Annotated in this window: 16 protein-coding genes and 1 pseudogene; 7 read left to right on the forward strand and 10 right to left on the reverse strand. The window is 61.7% G+C overall.

The genetic code is table 11. The features are described from left to right. Positions 1-67: 67 nt before the first annotated feature. From F2982_RS19950 to coaD, 3 genes are read right to left on the reverse strand one after another with little or no spacing between them, the layout of a single operon-like run. On the reverse strand, positions 68-577 hold the full coding sequence (locus F2982_RS19950) for a peptidylprolyl isomerase (RefSeq protein WP_203428892.1): 510 nt from the start codon (positions 575-577) through the stop codon (positions 68-70). 39 nt (positions 578-616) lie between these two features. Continuing rightward, positions 617-1177 (reverse strand): peptidylprolyl isomerase, encoded by a 561-nt coding sequence (locus F2982_RS19955; RefSeq protein WP_112711895.1) that lies wholly within the window; start codon positions 1175-1177, stop codon positions 617-619. A 28-nt stretch (positions 1178-1205) separates the two neighbouring features. Then, the gene (coaD, locus tag F2982_RS19960) at positions 1206-1700 is read right to left on the reverse strand and encodes a pantetheine-phosphate adenylyltransferase (protein WP_112711893.1); all 495 of its coding nucleotides are present in this window, start codon (positions 1698-1700) and stop codon (positions 1206-1208) included. A gap of 92 nt (positions 1701-1792) precedes the next feature. Between coaD and F2982_RS19965 the strand changes: the two are divergent. From F2982_RS19965 to F2982_RS32065, 3 genes and pseudogenes are all read left to right on the forward strand, one after another. After that, positions 1793-2049 (forward strand): annotated as a pseudogene (locus F2982_RS19965) (hypothetical protein). A 158-nt stretch (positions 2050-2207) separates the two neighbouring features. Continuing rightward, positions 2208-2363 (forward strand): hypothetical protein, encoded by a 156-nt coding sequence (locus tag F2982_RS19970; RefSeq protein ID WP_165402599.1) that lies wholly within the window; start codon positions 2208-2210, stop codon positions 2361-2363. A 33-nt stretch (positions 2364-2396) separates the two neighbouring features. Next, positions 2397-2531, forward strand: coding sequence for a hypothetical protein (locus F2982_RS32065; protein ID WP_281438207.1), 135 nt, complete (start codon positions 2397-2399; stop codon positions 2529-2531). Between the two features lie 92 nt (positions 2532-2623). Here F2982_RS32065 and F2982_RS19975 read toward each other — a convergent pair whose 3' ends face one another. The 5 genes from F2982_RS19975 to gyrA form a co-directional block, all read right to left on the reverse strand. Next, positions 2624-2923 carry a hypothetical protein gene (locus F2982_RS19975; RefSeq protein ID WP_246777487.1) on the reverse strand — a complete coding sequence of 100 codons (300 nt, stop codon included), beginning with the start codon at positions 2921-2923 and terminating at the stop codon, positions 2624-2626. A gap of 14 nt (positions 2924-2937) precedes the next feature. After that, positions 2938-4008 (reverse strand): hypothetical protein, encoded by a 1071-nt coding sequence (locus F2982_RS19980; protein WP_203428893.1) that lies wholly within the window; start codon positions 4006-4008, stop codon positions 2938-2940. Beyond that, positions 4008-4415, reverse strand: coding sequence for a hypothetical protein (locus tag F2982_RS19985; protein WP_112711953.1), 408 nt, complete (start codon positions 4413-4415; stop codon positions 4008-4010). Before F2982_RS19985 ends, F2982_RS19980 begins: the two co-directional genes overlap by 1 nt. 9 nt (positions 4416-4424) lie before the next feature. Continuing rightward, the gene (locus F2982_RS19990; protein WP_203428894.1) at positions 4425-5918 is read right to left on the reverse strand and encodes an FAD-binding oxidoreductase; all 1494 of its coding nucleotides are present in this window, start codon (positions 5916-5918) and stop codon (positions 4425-4427) included. 104 nt (positions 5919-6022) lie between these two features. Continuing rightward, positions 6023-8836 (reverse strand): DNA gyrase subunit A, encoded by a 2814-nt coding sequence (gyrA, locus tag F2982_RS19995; protein ID WP_112711887.1) that lies wholly within the window; start codon positions 8834-8836, stop codon positions 6023-6025. Positions 8837-9062: 226 nt separating this feature from the next. Here gyrA and F2982_RS20000 point away from each other — a divergent pair, with 226 nt between their 5' ends. After that, positions 9063-9710, forward strand: coding sequence for a MarC family protein (locus F2982_RS20000; RefSeq protein WP_112711885.1), 648 nt, complete (start codon positions 9063-9065; stop codon positions 9708-9710). Between the two features lie 49 nt (positions 9711-9759). On the opposite strand, the gene F2982_RS20005 is transcribed toward F2982_RS20000, so the two are convergent. Further along, a complete protein-coding gene (locus F2982_RS20005) occupies positions 9760-10314 on the reverse strand; it encodes a single-stranded DNA-binding protein (protein WP_112711883.1) in 555 nt (184 codons plus the stop codon). Between the two features lie 252 nt (positions 10315-10566). Here F2982_RS20005 and uvrA point away from each other — a divergent pair, with 252 nt between their 5' ends. From uvrA to F2982_RS20020, 3 genes are read left to right on the forward strand one after another with little or no spacing between them, the layout of a single operon-like run. Next, the gene (gene uvrA, locus F2982_RS20010) at positions 10567-13491 is read left to right on the forward strand and encodes an excinuclease ABC subunit UvrA (RefSeq protein WP_203428895.1); all 2925 of its coding nucleotides are present in this window, start codon (positions 10567-10569) and stop codon (positions 13489-13491) included. Between the two features lies 1 nt (position 13492). Continuing rightward, entirely contained in the window at positions 13493-13945 is a 453-nt protein-coding gene (locus tag F2982_RS20015) for a GNAT family N-acetyltransferase (protein ID WP_203428896.1), read from the forward strand. 35 nt (positions 13946-13980) lie between these two features. Further along, positions 13981-14784 carry a DUF72 domain-containing protein gene (locus F2982_RS20020; protein ID WP_203428897.1) on the forward strand — a complete coding sequence of 268 codons (804 nt, stop codon included), beginning with the start codon at positions 13981-13983 and terminating at the stop codon, positions 14782-14784. A 15-nt stretch (positions 14785-14799) separates the two neighbouring features. On the opposite strand, the gene F2982_RS20025 is transcribed toward F2982_RS20020, so the two are convergent. Then, the gene (locus F2982_RS20025) at positions 14800-16275 is read right to left on the reverse strand and encodes an NAD(P)H-hydrate dehydratase (protein WP_203428898.1); all 1476 of its coding nucleotides are present in this window, start codon (positions 16273-16275) and stop codon (positions 14800-14802) included. Positions 16276-16331 lie beyond the last annotated feature (56 nt).

Raw genomic sequence — 16331 nt, forward strand, 5'->3', positions numbered from 1 at the left:
TACTTTCAGGCAAAGCGAAACCCGCCCCACGTTCTCACGCAAGGGCGGGTTCCGTCAGAAATCACAATCAGACGTCGGCGGCAACCCGCATCGAGACGATCGAATCCGGGTCTACGACCGGTTCGCCCTTCTTGATCTTGTCGACATTGTCCATGCCTTCGATGACCTGGCCCCAGACGGAATACTGCTTGTTGAGCCAGGGAGAATCCGCAAGGCAGATGAAGAACTGGCTGTTGGCCGAGTTCGGGTTCTGCGAGCGGGCCATGGAGCAAACGCCGCGAATATGCGGAGTGGCAGAGAATTCTGCCTTCAGGTCCGGCTTCTCGGAGCCGCCCATGCCTGCACGGCCCGGGTTGAAGCTCTCGCTGCCCTTCTTGCCGAACTTGACGTCGCCGGTCTGGGCCATGAAGTCATTGATGACGCGGTGGAAGACGACGCCGTCATAGGCATTCTCGCGGGCGAGTTCCTTAATGCGGGCGACGTGCTCAGGTGCCACCTGCGGCAGAAGCTGGATGATAACCTTGCCCTTGGTGGTTTCCAGGATGATGGTGTTTTCGGGATCCTTGATCTCGGCCATTCTTATTCTCCTCGTTGTTCTTGAACTGCTTGCTTCTGGTTACTTGGCGACGGTGACCTTGACCATGCGGTCAGGATTGCTGACTTCGCCGTTCTGGCCTTCGCCCTTCTTGATCTTGTCGACGAATTCCATGCCGGAAACGACCTTACCGACGACCGTGTACTGGCCGTTGAGGAAGGAGCCGTCAGCGAACATGATGAAAAACTGTGAATTGGCCGAATCCGGATCCTGCGAGCGGGCCATGCCGACCGTGCCGCGCACGAAAGGTGTCTTGGAGAACTCGGCCGGGATGTTCGGCAGGTCGGAACCGCCAGTGCCTGCGAGGCTCGGGTCGAAGCCCTTCGACATATTGCCGTACTGGACGTCGCCGGTCTGGGCCATGAAGCCGTCGATGACACGGTGGAAGGCGACGTTGTCATAGGCGCCCTTCTTGGCGAGCGCTTCGATCTGGGCAACGTGCTTCGGTGCGACGTCGGGAGCGAGCTGGATGACGACGGGGCCGTCCTTCAGCTGGATGGTGAGCGTGTCGGCTGCAAGGGCGTCACCAACGAAGGACGCGACATAGAGCACGGCGGCAAAGGCAACATAAAAGAGTTTCATTGTAGCTCCGGTGCGGCGGAAAACCGCCTCAAGATTTGCGCTTGGATTGAAGGGCTTTAAGAACTGCGGCCGGTACGAAGGCGCTGACATCTCCACCCATGGCGGCGATTTGGCGGACCAATGTGGCGGTTATGGGCCGCGATGCCGTTCCGGCCGGCAGAAAGATGGTCTGGATATCCGGCGCCATCTGCCGGTTCATGCCGGCCATCTGCATTTCATAGTCGAGATCGGTGCCGTCGCGCAGCCCGCGGATCAGCAGCGATGCCTTATGCTTGCGCGCCGCATCGACGACGAGATTGTCGAAGGAGACGACCTCGATGCCAGCAGCCTTCTGCGGCAGGATTTCGGCGAGCGACTGGCGGATGAGATCGGCGCGCTCCTCGAAGGAAAACAGCGGCGCCTTACCCGGATGAATGCCGATCGCAACGATGACTTTTTCGGCGACGTTCAGCGCCTGAACAAGCACATCCATATGTCCGTTGGTGATCGGGTCGAAGGACCCCGGATAAAAAGCAAGCGTCATGGGACCCGGCCGTTTCGTTCGTTGCCTTTTGTCACGGATGCCCCTTTACCGCAAGTCATTTGGCATGCCGGTGCCGGATGCGTGAACGGCTGATGAATGGGTCGTTCAAGGCCGTTTCAGATGCGATCTGCATAATCAAAATCGTCAACGCAGCCGATGCCATTCCGGCATCCGGCTCTCCCCGGAAGTCACTTCGATGCTCATGCTCCTGATCGCCCTTGCCGTCATCATCTCCCTTATCGGCGAAGTGGCCTATGGGCTTCTCAAGGAGAAGTACGAGGTACGCTGGGTGCGCCCGGAGGTCAGCGAGCATTATGCACTGATGCGCCAGCTCGGCCGGCTGCGGTGAAAACGGGCCTCGAATCTGAACGCCAGATGAACGAGGCATTCAAGGTCGCTTCAGACCAAGCTTAGTAAACGACACGTCAACATCCCACGGAACCATTTCCAGGCGGATGCATTTAAACACCGAAGCGTAGATGCGATACGCGCAAGAAGGAAAAGAAGATGCCCGATAAGATTACCGTCATTAACGTTTTCTGGATGGCAATGATTACGGGAATGCTTACTGCAACTGTCGCACTCTATGACCAGAAGCCTGATACGTCCAAGGTATATGGCCCTTACGCCGCTGCCCGCACGGCAATCGTAAGCCAGTACTGAGGAACGTGAACGCAACTTCGGAAAGGATTGCCCATGTTCACGATTTTGACCGTTCTGACCGCCCTCATCAGCGTAATGTTCATCGTGTCCGTGGCGTCAACGATTTCCGCTCTTCGCCGTGAAAGCGAAGAGGTGAAGGCTTACAACGAAAAGCGCATCACTTTCTAAAGCCAGTTCCCCTGCCCTGAGCGCATTCCCCTCCGTGCTCGGGCAATTCAAAAAGCCGGACGCCTTCCCCGCGGCCGGCTTTTTCTTTGTCGTTATGCCGGGCGATAGGCGAGGCAGCCGCTCTTGCGGTAGGGCAGCACGAGGATTGCTCCCGATGCATAGAGCTTGCGGACGTAATCGGGGCTTTCACCGCGCACCACAGCAAAGACCGATCCCCAGCGCAGCAGCTTGACGCCATCAGGGAGGCTCGCCGGGCTGCCGGGCGGGCGGAAGACCATGGCGGCAGGCGCCTCCCCGGTTGCGGCGAAAATGCCGGCAAACAGCATGAAGACGGCGCAGAGGATGACGAGAGCCGTCACACCCGTTTTTGCGATCCGCCGCGTCCATGCCATCACCGCACTCCCTTTCAGAAGTCGAATATATGCTCGATGCCGGGATCGGCAATCGGCCGATCGCGCAGCAGCTGCGCCAGATCGGTGATCCTGACCAGAACCAGCAGCCGGTCGTTATCGAAGCCGGCGCGCGGGAAACGGGCGATCAGCTCACCGGGCGGTGGCGCCTGATCGCTCGCCGGTGCAGTCAGCGACACCATGATCTGGTCATTTCCGGCAATCTCCCGGACATTTCCGCCCGCCTTGGCGATGTCGGAGAGAATATGGGTGAAGCGGTCGTAGCGAGGTGTTTCGATAAGGATGCCATTGGCACTTTCGGAGACGACGCGGACATCGGGCATTGCCGACAGCGCCTCGGCCGGCATACCGGAAACAACGGAGAAGATCGTCAGCTTGGCCTCGCCGGTGGCTGCCACCGCATCGGCGATCATTCCGGCATAGGCGATCTTCGCCTTCCATTCACCGCCGAGCGCCAGGCGGCGTTCCCAACCGCGCAGGGGCTCATCGACGGATGCCGCCCAGAGCTTGTCGATCTGTGGCTGGAAGGGATATTTGTACCAGGGCGTCTGGCGCAGAAAGGCGGCGTAATCGATCGCCATGTCGCGGGCGACACTATCCTGCGGCGTCTTCTGATCGCCACGCCAATAAGCGGTCAGCCGTCCCAGCGTTTCTTCATAGGCAGCCTTCAGGCCCATTTCGAGGGTGAAACTGACGCCGATCGTCGCGACCATCATGCGCGTCTGCGTGTCGGCGCCGCCGTGGCGGTCGGCGATCGCCGTCAGTGCACAATCGGCCTTCCAGAAATCCTTGACGCTGGCGAGATAATCGAAGCGGTATTCATCGCCCGTCTTCAGGACCTCGGCCAGACCGTCATAGGCATAGACGATGTGCCACTCGGGATAGGTCAGGAATGTATTGGCCTCCTCGCGGCGCATGGCGGGATCGCGGATCAGTGGGCTGTAGCTATCTGCCTGCGGATCGGCATGGCAGAAGGTCTCCACATAGGCGGCAGGACTCAGAAGGAGGAGCACAACCACGACGACGGCGGCGACGAACAATGCGAGGATCTTGAAAGCCCGGCGCATCAGCGCGCCTCGCTGCGGAAGATGTAGCTCGATGCGATCGCTGCGCCGCCAAGGAAGAGATGCGGCAGGTTTGCGAGGATCTTGAAGCCGAACGGCAGGTCCTGGATGCCGTAATTGACGATGCCGAGATCAAGATAGCCGGAGCCGGTGATCAGGCCGAGCAGGCCATCGGTGAAATAGAGCAGGCCGAAATAGAAGAGGAAGAAGCGCGAGGCTCGCACCGAGAGATAGGCAGCGATCGCAGCCCAGAGCGCCGAAGCCAGATGCAGGCTGTCGTCATAAATATCGAGCGCGAAGATGCCGAAGGCCCTGCCCTCGGCGTCCGTCAGGCCGGGAATGTAATTCAGCGCCGCGGCAAACAGCAGCGCCACGGTATAAAGCCCGGCAATCAGTCGAAGCTTGCTCATCATTCCCCCTCAGATCTTGCCCAGATAATTATCCCAGAAGCGGTTGCGGAACAGCAGGCCGGGATCAGCCTTGCGTTTTGCCGCAGCGAAATCACCTGCCCGGACATAGGCCCGCTGCAGCTGGTCGAGGCGCGCATGCGGCCGGTACGGCAGATAATAGCTGCCGCCGATGGCAATGACGCGCTCGATCAGCGCCTCCGTCATCCGCGCCATATCGGCCTCGCCGCGCACGGTCTTCTCCTGCGAAAACAGCATGACCGCGGCAATGCGCGGCTCTGTTGCATAGGCCAGGACACTGTCGCTATCGGTGTTCACATAACGTAGCGTGATATTCAGCAGCTGCTGATAAGAGGCCGGGATAACCTCCTGGCAAGCCGTGACAAAATCGGCAAAGCGCGACGGCGAGACGAAATATTCGTGCAGGATATCGGTGCGCGTGGGATCGCGGTCGTCGAGGGTGATGACGGGTTCGTTCATCAGGCTGTTGCGCGTCGATGCGGCGGCGATCTGCGGGTTCAGCACCGCCTCCGTCCACCAGCGCATATGCTTGACGCCGTCGGAGCCGAGCTGGCGGCGGAAGATTTCGCGCGAGACGTGGCTGATGAGACCGGAGCCGGTCGCCGCCGGGATATTCGACTGATCGGCGGAGGGGCGGTAGGTGATCAGCAGCGCATCTTCGAAGAAGCGGTCGAGCGAGATATCCATGCGGCCATAGGCCATCTGGATCGTGGGATCGGACGCAAGGACCTCGGCAAAGCGGCGGCCGATATCCTCGCCGGCCAGATGCTCGAAACTCGGGTCCAGCAGGGTATTCGGCACCATGTCGAGCTCAAGTTCGGTAATGACGCCGAACAGGCCGTAGCCACCCATCGCGTGATTGAAGAGCTCGGTATTCTCAGTGCGCGAGCAGGTCAGCAGATTGCCGTCAGCCGTCATTATCTTCATCGAGTGCACAGTGCTGCCGCAGCCGCTGAAGGGTACCGGCCAGCCATGCGCATTGACGGAAAAGGTGCTGGCGACGCCGAAATCGTTATTCGACTGCATGACGGCGGGCGAAAAGCCGATTGCATCGAGCTTGCGGATGATCGTCGACCAGCGGGCACCGGCTGCGACGCGATAGGTCTTGGCCGAGGTGTCGGCCTCCAGCCAATCCTGATCGAGGGTCAGGGCCGTGCCGTTCAGCGGCAGGCTATGGCCGCCCATGGAATGACGCGCGGCGCTGGCGGCGAACGATTGACCGTTGCTGCGGGCGTCGGCAAGCGCGGCTCGGAGCTTGCCGATCAACGCGTCCTGTGGCGGCTCGTTAAAGGTCAGATGCTGGGCGACCGGGGTCGGTGAAAGCTCGCCCGCGTCGTTGAGGATGGTGGCGCCCGAGGAAACATCGTCTTCTGGCGGGAAAGCCGGACCCGGATCGCTCACCGGCGTCAGAAGATACTGCCCTGCAACGGCGCCGGCGATCGCCGAGCCCGCAACGAGAACGCCGCGCCGCGTCCAATTCCCCATGATTCCCTCGCCCTAAAATCAACTCAGACTAGCAGGAATCTCTTTAGCGCATAAAAAAACCGGGCGGCAGGGGCCGCCCGGTTTTCCAGCCAAAGCCGGTTAAATTATTCTTCCGTGGAAGATGAAGGTTCGTCGCCTTCGGTTGCCGGAGGCACTGCGCCGGCTTCGATCGGCGTTTCGTTGGTGATCTCACCAACCTCTTCGCTGTCGTCTTCCGGTTCGCTGATGCGCTCGACCGAAACCACCTTCTCATCCTTGGCGGTCGAGAAGATCGTGACGCCCTTCGTCGCGCGGCTGGCGATGCGGATGCCGCCGACCGGAACGCGGATCAACTGGCCACCATCGGAGACGAGCATGATCTGGTCGCCGTCATCAACCGGGAAGGCAGCGACGAGTGCGCCGATTTCGCCCGTCTTCGACGTGTCGGTGGCGCGGATGCCCTTGCCGCCGCGGCCGGAGATGCGGAAGTCGTAAGACGAGGAACGCTTGCCGTAGCCCTTTTCGGAGACCGTCAGCACGAACTGTTCACGTGCCTTCAGCTCTTCGTAGCGCTCGTCGTTAAGCTGTCCCTCTTCGGTGACTTCCTCGCCGACGAGAGCGATATCCTCTTCGTCTACGCCGGTTGCGCGACGCTCTGCAGCGGAACGCTTCAGATAGGCAGCACGTTCCCACGGCTCGGCGTCGACATGGCCGACGATGGTCATCGAGATGATGCTGTCGCCATCACCAAGGTTGATACCACGCACGCCGATCGAGTTGCGGCCGGCAAAGACACGGACGTCATCGACCGGGAAGCGGATGCACTGGCCGAGCGCCGTGGTCAGAAGCACGTCGTCGTGCTCCGTGCAGGTCTCGACGGAGAGGATTTCATCGCCCTCCTCTTCCAGCTTCATGGCGATCTTGCCGTTGCGGTTCACCTGGACGAAATCCGACAACTTGTTGCGGCGAACGGTGCCGCGCGTCGTCGAGAACATCACGTCGAGGCTTTCCCAGCTGTCCTCATCCTCGGGCAGCGGCAGGATCGTGGTGATGCGTTCGCCGGGTGCCAGCGGCAGCATGTTGATGAGCGCCTTGCCGCGCGAGGTCGGCGTGCCGATCGGCAGGCGCCAGACCTTTTCCTTGTAGACGATACCGCGCGACGAGAAGAACAGAACGGGCGTATGCGTGTTGACCACGAATAGCCGGCTAACAAAATCTTCATCGCGTGTGGTCATGCCGGAGCGGCCCTTGCCGCCGCGGCGCTGTGCACGGTAGGTCGTCAGTGGCACGCGCTTGATGTAGCCGAGATGCGAGACGGTCACGACCATGTCTTCGCGGGCGATGAGGTCTTCATCGTCCATTTCAAGACCGCCATCGATGATCTCGGTGCGGCGCGGTGTGCCGAACTCGTCGCGAACGGCGCCCAGTTCTTCCTTGACGATGGTCATGATGCGAATGCGCGACGAGAGAATATCGAGGTAATCCTTGATTTCTTCGCCGATCTTGTTGAGCTCGTCGCCGATTTCGTCGCGGCCAAGCGCCGTCAGGCGGGCGAGACGAAGTTCGAGGATGGCGCGGGCCTGCTCTTCCGAGAGGTTATACGTCATGTCCTCGTTGATCCGGTGACGCGGATCGTCGATCAAACGGATCAGGCTTTCGACATCCGCTGCCGGCCAGCGGCGCGTCATCAGCTGTTCGCGTGCAGTCGCAGGATCCGGCGCCTGGCGGATGACGCGGATGACTTCGTCGATATTGGCAACCGAGATCGCCAGACCGACCAAGACGTGGGCGCGCTCACGCGCCTTGCGGAGCAGGAATTTCGTTCTCCGACTAACGACTTCTTCGCGGAAGGCGACGAAGGCGCGGAGCATGTCGAGCAGGTTGAGCTGTTCCGGCTTGCCGCCGTTCAGTGCCACCATGTTGCAGCCGAAGGAGGTCTGCAGCGGCGTGTAACGGTAAAGCTGGTTCAGGATGACGTCGGCATTGGCGTCGCGCTTCAGCTCAACGACAACGCGGTAGCCCTGGCGGTCGGATTCGTCGCGCAGGTCGGAGATGCCCTCGATGCGCTTTTCGCGCACCAGCTCGGCCATCTTCTCGATCATCGTCGCCTTGTTCACCTGATAGGGGATTTCGGTGATGATGATCTGTTCGCGATCGCCGCGCATCGGCTCGATCGTGGCAACGCCGCGCATGACGACGGAACCGCGGCCCGTCTCATAGGCCGAACGGATGCCGGAACGGCCGAGGATCTTGGCGCCGGTCGGAAAGTCCGGGCCCGGGATGATCTGCATCAGATCCGGCAGTTCGATCGCAGGATTGTCGATCAGCGCGATACAGCCGTCGATGACTTCGACGAGATTGTGCGGCGGGATGTTGGTCGCCATGCCGACGGCGATGCCGCCTGCGCCGTTGACCAGCAGGTTCGGGAACTTCGCGGGTACCACCGACGGCTCGGAGAGCGTGCCATCGTAGTTGTCACGGAAATCCACCGTTTCCTTGTCGAGGTCGTCGAGCAGCGAATGCGCGGCCTTTTCCAGGCGGCATTCGGTGTAGCGTTCGGCCGCCGGCGGGTCACCGTCGACAGAGCCGAAATTGCCCTGGCCGTCGATCAGCGGCAGGCGAAGAGACCAATCCTGCGCCATACGGGCGAGCGCATCGTAGATCGCCGAGTTGCCGTGCGGATGGTATTTACCCATCACGTCACCGGTTACGCGGGCGCATTTGACGTATTTTTTGTTCCAGTCGATGCCGAGCTCGGACATGCCGTAAAGGATGCGCCGGTGGACGGGCTTGAGGCCGTCACGGACATCAGGAAGCGCGCGGCTGACGATAACGCTCATCGCGTAATCGAGATAGGACCGCTGCATTTCCTCCATGATGGAGATGGGCTCGATGCCTGGCGGGAGCTTCCCGCCGCCTGGGGGTGTTTGTTCAGTCAAAACAGATCACGATCTCTTTGTAGAATCACTGAAAGATTTATAGCGGAAAGCCCCGTTCCGCGCCAATTTGAGCGGGAGTTTTGAACAGGCTTTTACGGCGGAAAGGCGGCAATTCTGGCGTTTTTGCGCCGGGAGGAGGCCTACGCGAAAACAGGCGGTTTGCCAAACGCGGGCAGTCGCTCCACAATCGCGAAACCTCGCCCTCATATGGTGTTTTGGAGACCGAATGGCAAGCACCGACCAACTGATCAATGCCTTCACCACCCTGCTCGTGACTATCGATCCGCCGGGGCTGGCGCCAATCTTTCTGGGGCTGACCGCTGGCATGAGCCGGCCCCAGCGCAAGCAGGTAGCGCTGCGCGGCTCGATGATCGCCTTCATCATTCTCGCGGTCTTCGCGCTGTTTGGCGCAGGCGTGCTCGGCGTACTCGGCATATCCATGGGAGCCTTCCGCCTCGCTGGTGGCTTGCTGCTCTTCTGGATCGCCTTCGAGATGGTCTTCGAGAAGCGTCAGGACCGCAAGGAAAAGACCAGCGAAGTCGCCATCACCAAGGACCACATCCAGAATATCGCCGTCTTCCCGCTGGCAATCCCGCTGGTTGCCGGTCCGGGAGCGATCTCGGCGACGATCCTGCTCTCTGGTGCCTTCGCCTCGTCGATCGAGCGGGCGCAGCTGATCATCGTCATTGCCGCCAACCTGCTGATCACGCTGGGCGCCCTGCTGGTCGCCGACAGGCTCGACCGTTTCCTCGGCGCCACCGGCCGGGCGATCCTGACGCGGCTTCTCGGCGTCATCCTGGCGGCCCTGGCGGTGCAGTTCGTTGTCGATGGCGCCAAGGCGGCGCTCAATCTGATCAGCGCCACACCGGCCTAACAAAAACGGCGCCTCAAGGGGCGCCGTTTTCATTTGATCCGTCCGGTTCTCAGAACGGGATGTCGTCGTCGAGATCCCGCGAGAAGTTGCCGCCGCTACCGCCGCCACTGCTGCTGCCGCCACGGCCGCCGCCGGAGGACTGTGAGGGCGCGCCGTAATCGTCGCCGTAGCCGCCACCGCCGCCACCATAATCGTTGTTGTTGCCACGGCCGCCGCCACCGCCGAAGCCGGAGCTTGCACCGCCGCCGTCACCACGGCCATCGAGCATCGTCAGCGTCGAGTTGAAGCCCTGCAGCACGACTTCCGTCGAGTAGCGGTCCTGGCCCTGCTGGTCCTGCCACTTGCGGGTCTGCAGCGCGCCTTCGATATAGAGCTTGGCGCCCTTCTTGACGTATTGCTCGACAACCTTGCAGAGGCCTTCGTTGAAGACGACGACAGTGTGCCATTCGGTCTTTTCGCGGCGTTCGCCGGAATTGCGGTCGCGCCACTGCTCAGAGGTCGCGATACGCAGGTTGGCGATCGGACGGCCGTCCTGGGTCCTGCGGATTTCGGGGTCGGCGCCCACGTTTCCGATCAGAATTACCTTGTTTACGCTACCAGCCATGCTTTTCACCTTACCTGCCGCCCTGCCCGGCGGCGCTTGAAACAATCGGTGCACCTTAAACTATAGAGCCCTTGCGAGGCGCGTCCATCGGGCCGTCATCCACAAGGAATTTTGTTCTTTCTTTGTTCTATTTATTCACTATGATCCTGTCAACAGAATCGAAAACCTTCTCCTACCCCGGATTTGAGCCTCGACTCGCCCGCGAGCATCACTAAATAAGGGGCTTCATCCAAGAGACCAAAGCAGAAGACGATGAGCGAACTGAAGACGATTTCCATCCGCGGCGCGCGTGAGCATAATTTGAAGGGCATCGACCTCGATCTGCCGCGCAACAAGCTTATCGTGATGACGGGCCTTTCAGGGTCCGGCAAATCCTCGCTGGCATTCGATACGATCTATGCCGAGGGACAGCGGCGCTATGTCGAAAGCCTTTCGGCCTACGCGCGCCAGTTCCTGGAAATGATGCAGAAGCCTGATGTCGACCAGATCGACGGCCTCTCGCCCGCCATCTCGATCGAGCAGAAGACGACCTCGCGAAACCCGCGCTCGACGGTCGGCACGGTCACCGAAATCTACGACTATATGCGTCTGCTCTTTGCGCGCGTCGGCGTTCCCTATTCGCCGGCCACCGGCCTGCCGATCGAGAGCCAGACGGTCAGCCAGATGGTCGATCGTGTCCTCGCCTTCGACGAGGGCACGCGTCTTTATATTCTGGCGCCGCTCGTGCGCGGCCGTAAGGGCGAGTACAAGAAAGAACTCGCCGAACTGATGAAGAAGGGCTTCCAGCGCGTCAAGGTGGACGGCCAGTTCTACGAGATCGCCGACGTTCCGGCGCTCGACAAGAAGTACAAGCACGATATCGACGTCGTCGTCGACCGTATCGTCGTGCGCGCCGACATGTCCTCGCGCCTCGCCGACAGTCTTGAGACCTCGCTGAAGCTCGCCGATGGGCTGGCGGTCGCCGAATTTGCCGACAAGCCGCTGCCGCCAGAGGAAACCGCTGCCGGCGGCTCGGCCAACAAGTCGCTGAACGAAACGCATGAGCGCGTGCTGTTTTCGGAAAAATTCGCCTGCCCGGTCTCCGGCTTCACCATTCCCGAGATCGAGCCGCGGCTCTTCTCGTTCAACAACCCGGCCGGTGCCTGCCCGACCTGCGACGGTCTTGGCGCGCAGCAGAAGATCGACGCCAACCTGATCATCCCGGAACCGGAGCGGACGCTGAAGGACGGCGCGATCGCGCCCTGGGCCAAGTCGTCTTCTCCTTATTACAACCAGACACTGGAAGCGCTCGGCAAGCATTTCGGCTTCAAGCTCGCCAGCCGCTGGAGCGATCTCTCCGCCAAGGCGCAGGATGTGATTCTGAACGGCACGGAAGAGAAGATCGAATTCCACTATGCCGATGGCGCGCGTTCCTACACGACGCACAAGACCTTCGAGGGCATCATCACCAATCTCGAGCGCCGCTGGAAGGAGACGGATTCCGCCTGGGCGCGCGAGGAGATCGAGCGTTTCATGTCAGCCGCGCCCTGCCCGTCCTGCGCCGGTTACCGGCTGAAGCCGGAAGCTCTGGCCGTCAAGATCGACAAGCTGCACATCGGCGAAGTCACGCAGATGTCGATCCGCGTCGCCCGCGACTGGTTCGAAGTCCTGCCGTCGCATTTTACGGCGAAGCAGAACGAGATTGCCGTGCGCATTCTCAAGGAAATCCGCGACCGCCTGCGCTTCCTGAACGATGTAGGCCTCGAATATCTCAGCCTGTCACGCAATTCGGGCACGCTATCTGGCGGCGAAAGCCAGCGTATTCGCCTGGCGTCGCAGATCGGCTCGGGCCTGACGGGCGTGCTCTACGTTCTCGACGAGCCCTCGATCGGCCTGCACCAGCGCGACAATGCCCGCCTGCTCGATACGCTGAAGCACCTGCGCGACATCGGCAATACCGTGATCGTCGTCGAGCATGACGAGGACGCGATCCTGACCGCAGACGACGTGGTCGATATCGGCCCGGCTGCGGGCATTCACGGCGGCCAGGTTATCGCCCACGGCACGCCTCAGGACATCATGGCGAACCCGAAGTCGCTGACCGGCAAGTATCTCTCCGGCGAACTCGGCGTTCCCGTGCCCGATGAGCGGCGCAAGCCGAAGAAGGGCAAGGAAATCAAGGTCGTCGGCGCGAGGGGCAACAACCTCAAGAACGTCACCGCCGCCATCCCGCTCGGCGTATTCACGGCAGTGACCGGTGTTTCCGGCGGCGGCAAGTCCACATTCCTGATCGAGACGCTCTACAAGTCGGCGGCGCGCCGTGTCATGGGCGCGCGCGAAATCCCGGCCGATCACGATCGTATCGACGGCTTCGAGCATATCGACAAGGTGATCGATATCGACCAGTCGCCGATCGGCCGCACGCCGCGCTCGAATCCGGCGACCTATACCGGTGCCTTCACGCCGATCCGCGACTGGTTCGCCGGCCTGCCGGAAGCCAAGGCGCGCGGTTATCAGCCGGGCCGCTTCTCGTTCAACGTCAAGGGCGGCCGCTGCGAGGCCTGCCAGGGCGACGGCGTCATCAAGATCGAGATGCACTTCCTGCCCGATGTCTACGTCACCTGCGACGTCTGCCACGGCAAGCGCTACAATCGCGAGACGCTCGACGTCACCTTCAAGGGCAAGTCGATCTCCGACGTGCTCGACATGACGGTCGAGGAAGGCGTCGAATTCTTCGCCGCCGTTCCCGCGGTGCGCGACAAGCTGCAGTCGCTCTTCGATGTCGGCCTCGGCTATATCAAGGTCGGCCAGCAGGCGAATACGCTGTCGGGCGGCGAGGCGCAGCGCGTCAAGCTCGCCAAGGAACTGTCGAAGCGCTCGACCGGCCGCACGCTCTACATTCTCGACGAACCGACCACCGGCCTGCACTTCCACGATGTCGCCAAGCTCCTGGAAATGCTGCACGAGCTGGTCAACCAAGGCAACTCCGTTGTGGTCATCGAGCACAATCTCGAAGTCATCAAGACAGCCGACTGGGTGCTCGACTTCGGCCCCGAAGGCGGCGATGGCGGCGGCGAGATCGTCGCGACCGGCACGCCTGAGGCGATCGTCAAGGAGAAGCGCTCCTATACAGGCCAGTTCCTGAAGGAGCTGCTGGAGCGTCGCCCGGTGAAGAAGACGGTCGCGGCGGCCGAGTGAGATGCTGAGACAGGCGGCCGCTGACGATCTTGAGACCGTGCGCCGCCTGACCATGGCGGCTTACGGCCCTTATGTCGCGGAGTTCGGCGGCGAGCCGCTGCCGATGCGTGAGGATTATGCGCCGCGGATCGCCAATGGCGAGGTGTGGCTGCTCGATATCGATGGTGAGCCTGGCGGGCTCGCCGTTCTTGAGCGCCATGCGGATCACACGATGCTGTTCAGCATCGCCGTGTCGCCTGATCATCATAGCCGCGGGATTGGCCGTACGATCCTCGGCTGGGTGGAAGACAAGACGCGCGAATGGGGGCTGCCGGAAGTCAGGCTCTACACCAATGCGCGGATGGAGAGGAATATCGCGATCTACCGCGCCTTCGGCTTTCGGGAAACGGGTCGACGGCCGAACCCCTACCGGCCAGAATGGGTGATCGTCGATATGGCAAAGCAAATCGCCTGAGCAAAATCGCTTGAACAGGCAAAGGGAGGAAGAGAATGAGCAAATCCGGCACTATCCGCGTCGGTATCGGCGGCTGGACATTCGAGCCTTGGCGCAATCATTTCTTCCCCTCCGACCTGAAGCAGAAGGACGAGCTCAATTATGCCAGCCGCCAGCTGAAGGTCATCGAGGTCAACGGCACCTATTACAGCTCGCAGAAGCCTGAGACCTTCGCAAAATGGGGCGCGGATGTGCCCGATGGTTTCATCTTCTCGCTGAAGGCCAGCCGCTTCGTTACCAACCGCAAGGTTTTGGGCGAGGCCGGCGAATCCATGCAGCGGTTCCTGACACAGGGACTGACGGAGCTCGGCGACCGTCTCGGGCCGATCCTCTGGCAGTTCGCGCCGACCAAGAAGTTCGAGCCCGACGATTTCGAAGCGTTCTTGAAGCTGCTGCCCGACAAGCAGGATGGCCTGCCCTTGCGCCATGTCGTCGAGGTCCGCCACGACAGTTTCAAGGCGCCGGATTTCGTGGCGCTGCTCGCCAAGTACGGCGTGGCGCCCGTTGTCGCCGAGCATTTCGACTATCCGATGATAGCGGACGTCACTGCGGATTTCGTTTATGCGCGGCTGCAGAAGGGCTCGGACGAGATCAGGACCTGCTACCCTCCCAAGGACCTAAAGGCCTGGGCAAAGCGGCTGGAGACCTGGGCCGAAGGCAAGGTGCCCGACGATCTGCCTGTCATCGACGCGGATCGCAAGGTGAAGGCCGAGCCGCGCGACGTCTTCGCCTTCATGATCCATGAGGGCAAGGTGAACGCCCCCTTCGGCGCCATCGCGCTGCAGGAAGAGGTCGGGTAATCAGCCGACCGGCAGTCAGAACGGCAAGACGTGGGCGGCGAGATCTTCCGCCGTCAACCCCTTGCCGGCGCGCTGCCCGGCGAGGCTGTGCAGGTAGACACCGATCGCTGCCGCCTCGAAGGCCGGAAGGCCCTGCGCCAGATAGGCGCCGATGATGCCGGCAAGCACGTCGCCGGACCCTGCCGTTGCCAGCCAGACCGGCGCGTTGGTGTTGATCAGCGCGCGTCCATCCGGCGCCGCAATAACGGTATCGGCACCCTTGAAGACGATCGCCGCGTTGGCGCGCTTCGCGGCCATCTGTGCCTTGGCGGTCTTGCCGAGCCCGGTATCGGCGGCGATATCGGGGAAGAGACGGGCGAATTCGCCGTCATGCGGCGTCAGGACCAGACGCGGTTCGCCACCGGAGAACAGGTCGAACAGGCGCTTCGGCTCCTGGCGGAACGAAGTGATGCCGTCAGCATCGAGCACCAGGCGGCGGTCGCTCAGTGTCGCGGCATAGTCCCTCGCCTGCTCGCCGATCCCGAAGCCCGGACCGAGCACGAAAGTGTGCAGGCGGTCGTCCTCCAGCCATTCTTCCAGCTGTTCCGTGTCGCCGATCTCGCGCAACATGACCGCCGTCAGATGCGCGCTGTTTTCCGCAAGCGCTTCCGCCGACGCTGCGATCGTCACCAGACCTGCACCGGCCTTCAGGCCCGATATCGCCGACATCCGCGCCGCGCCGGTCTTTCCCGCCGAACCGGAGAAGACGACGAGATGGCCGCGCTTGTATTTGTGGGTCTCCAGCCGCGCCGACGGCGTCAGATGCGCCCATTGGGCCGGGGTGTTTTCGGCGACCTCCGAACCGGCATGCGCGCGGACGATCCGGGCGGGAATGCCGATATCGATGACATCGAGTGCCCCGCAAAGCTCCCTGCCCGGCATCAAGAGATGGCCCGGCTTGCGGGTCATGAAAGTGATCGTCTGCGTGGCTGAAAAGGCCGCGCCGAGCACCTCGCCCGTCGCACCGTCGATGCCCGATGGCAGGTCGATGGCGATGACGGGCAGATCGGCCCAGCGCACGGCCGAGATGACGTCCTCGACCTCACCGGGCACATCGCGGCTCAGCCCGGCACCGAACAGAGCGTCGATGACGACGTCGCCGTCTTTTGGACGGTACTCTTCGAGCGGTTCGACATCGCCACTCCATTCCGTATAGGCCCGCCCGGCGTCGCCCTTCATCCGTTCGGGATCGCCGAGCTGGAAGACGGCAACTGCTGCGCCGCTCTCGGCCAGGAAGCGGGCTGCCACATAGCCGTCGCCGCCATTGTTGCCGGGTCCGCAGAGGACGGCGAAGCGAAGTGCGCCGGGATAAAGCCGCATCGCGGCCGCAGCCACAGCCGCGCCTGCGCTGGTCATCAGCGCAAAGCTGTCGATGCCGCTTTCAGCCGCCGCCTTGTCGACAGCCGCCATTTCGGCGGGCGTCAGAAGCAATTCACTCAATCGATCGGTCATGACCCCATTGAAGTCAAAAAACGCCTAAAAAACAACCGGTTTCGGGCGACGGAAGC

It is taken from the genome of Rhizobium sp. BG4 (assembly GCF_016864575.1).
Taxonomy (GTDB): Bacteria; Pseudomonadota; Alphaproteobacteria; order Rhizobiales; family Rhizobiaceae; genus Rhizobium.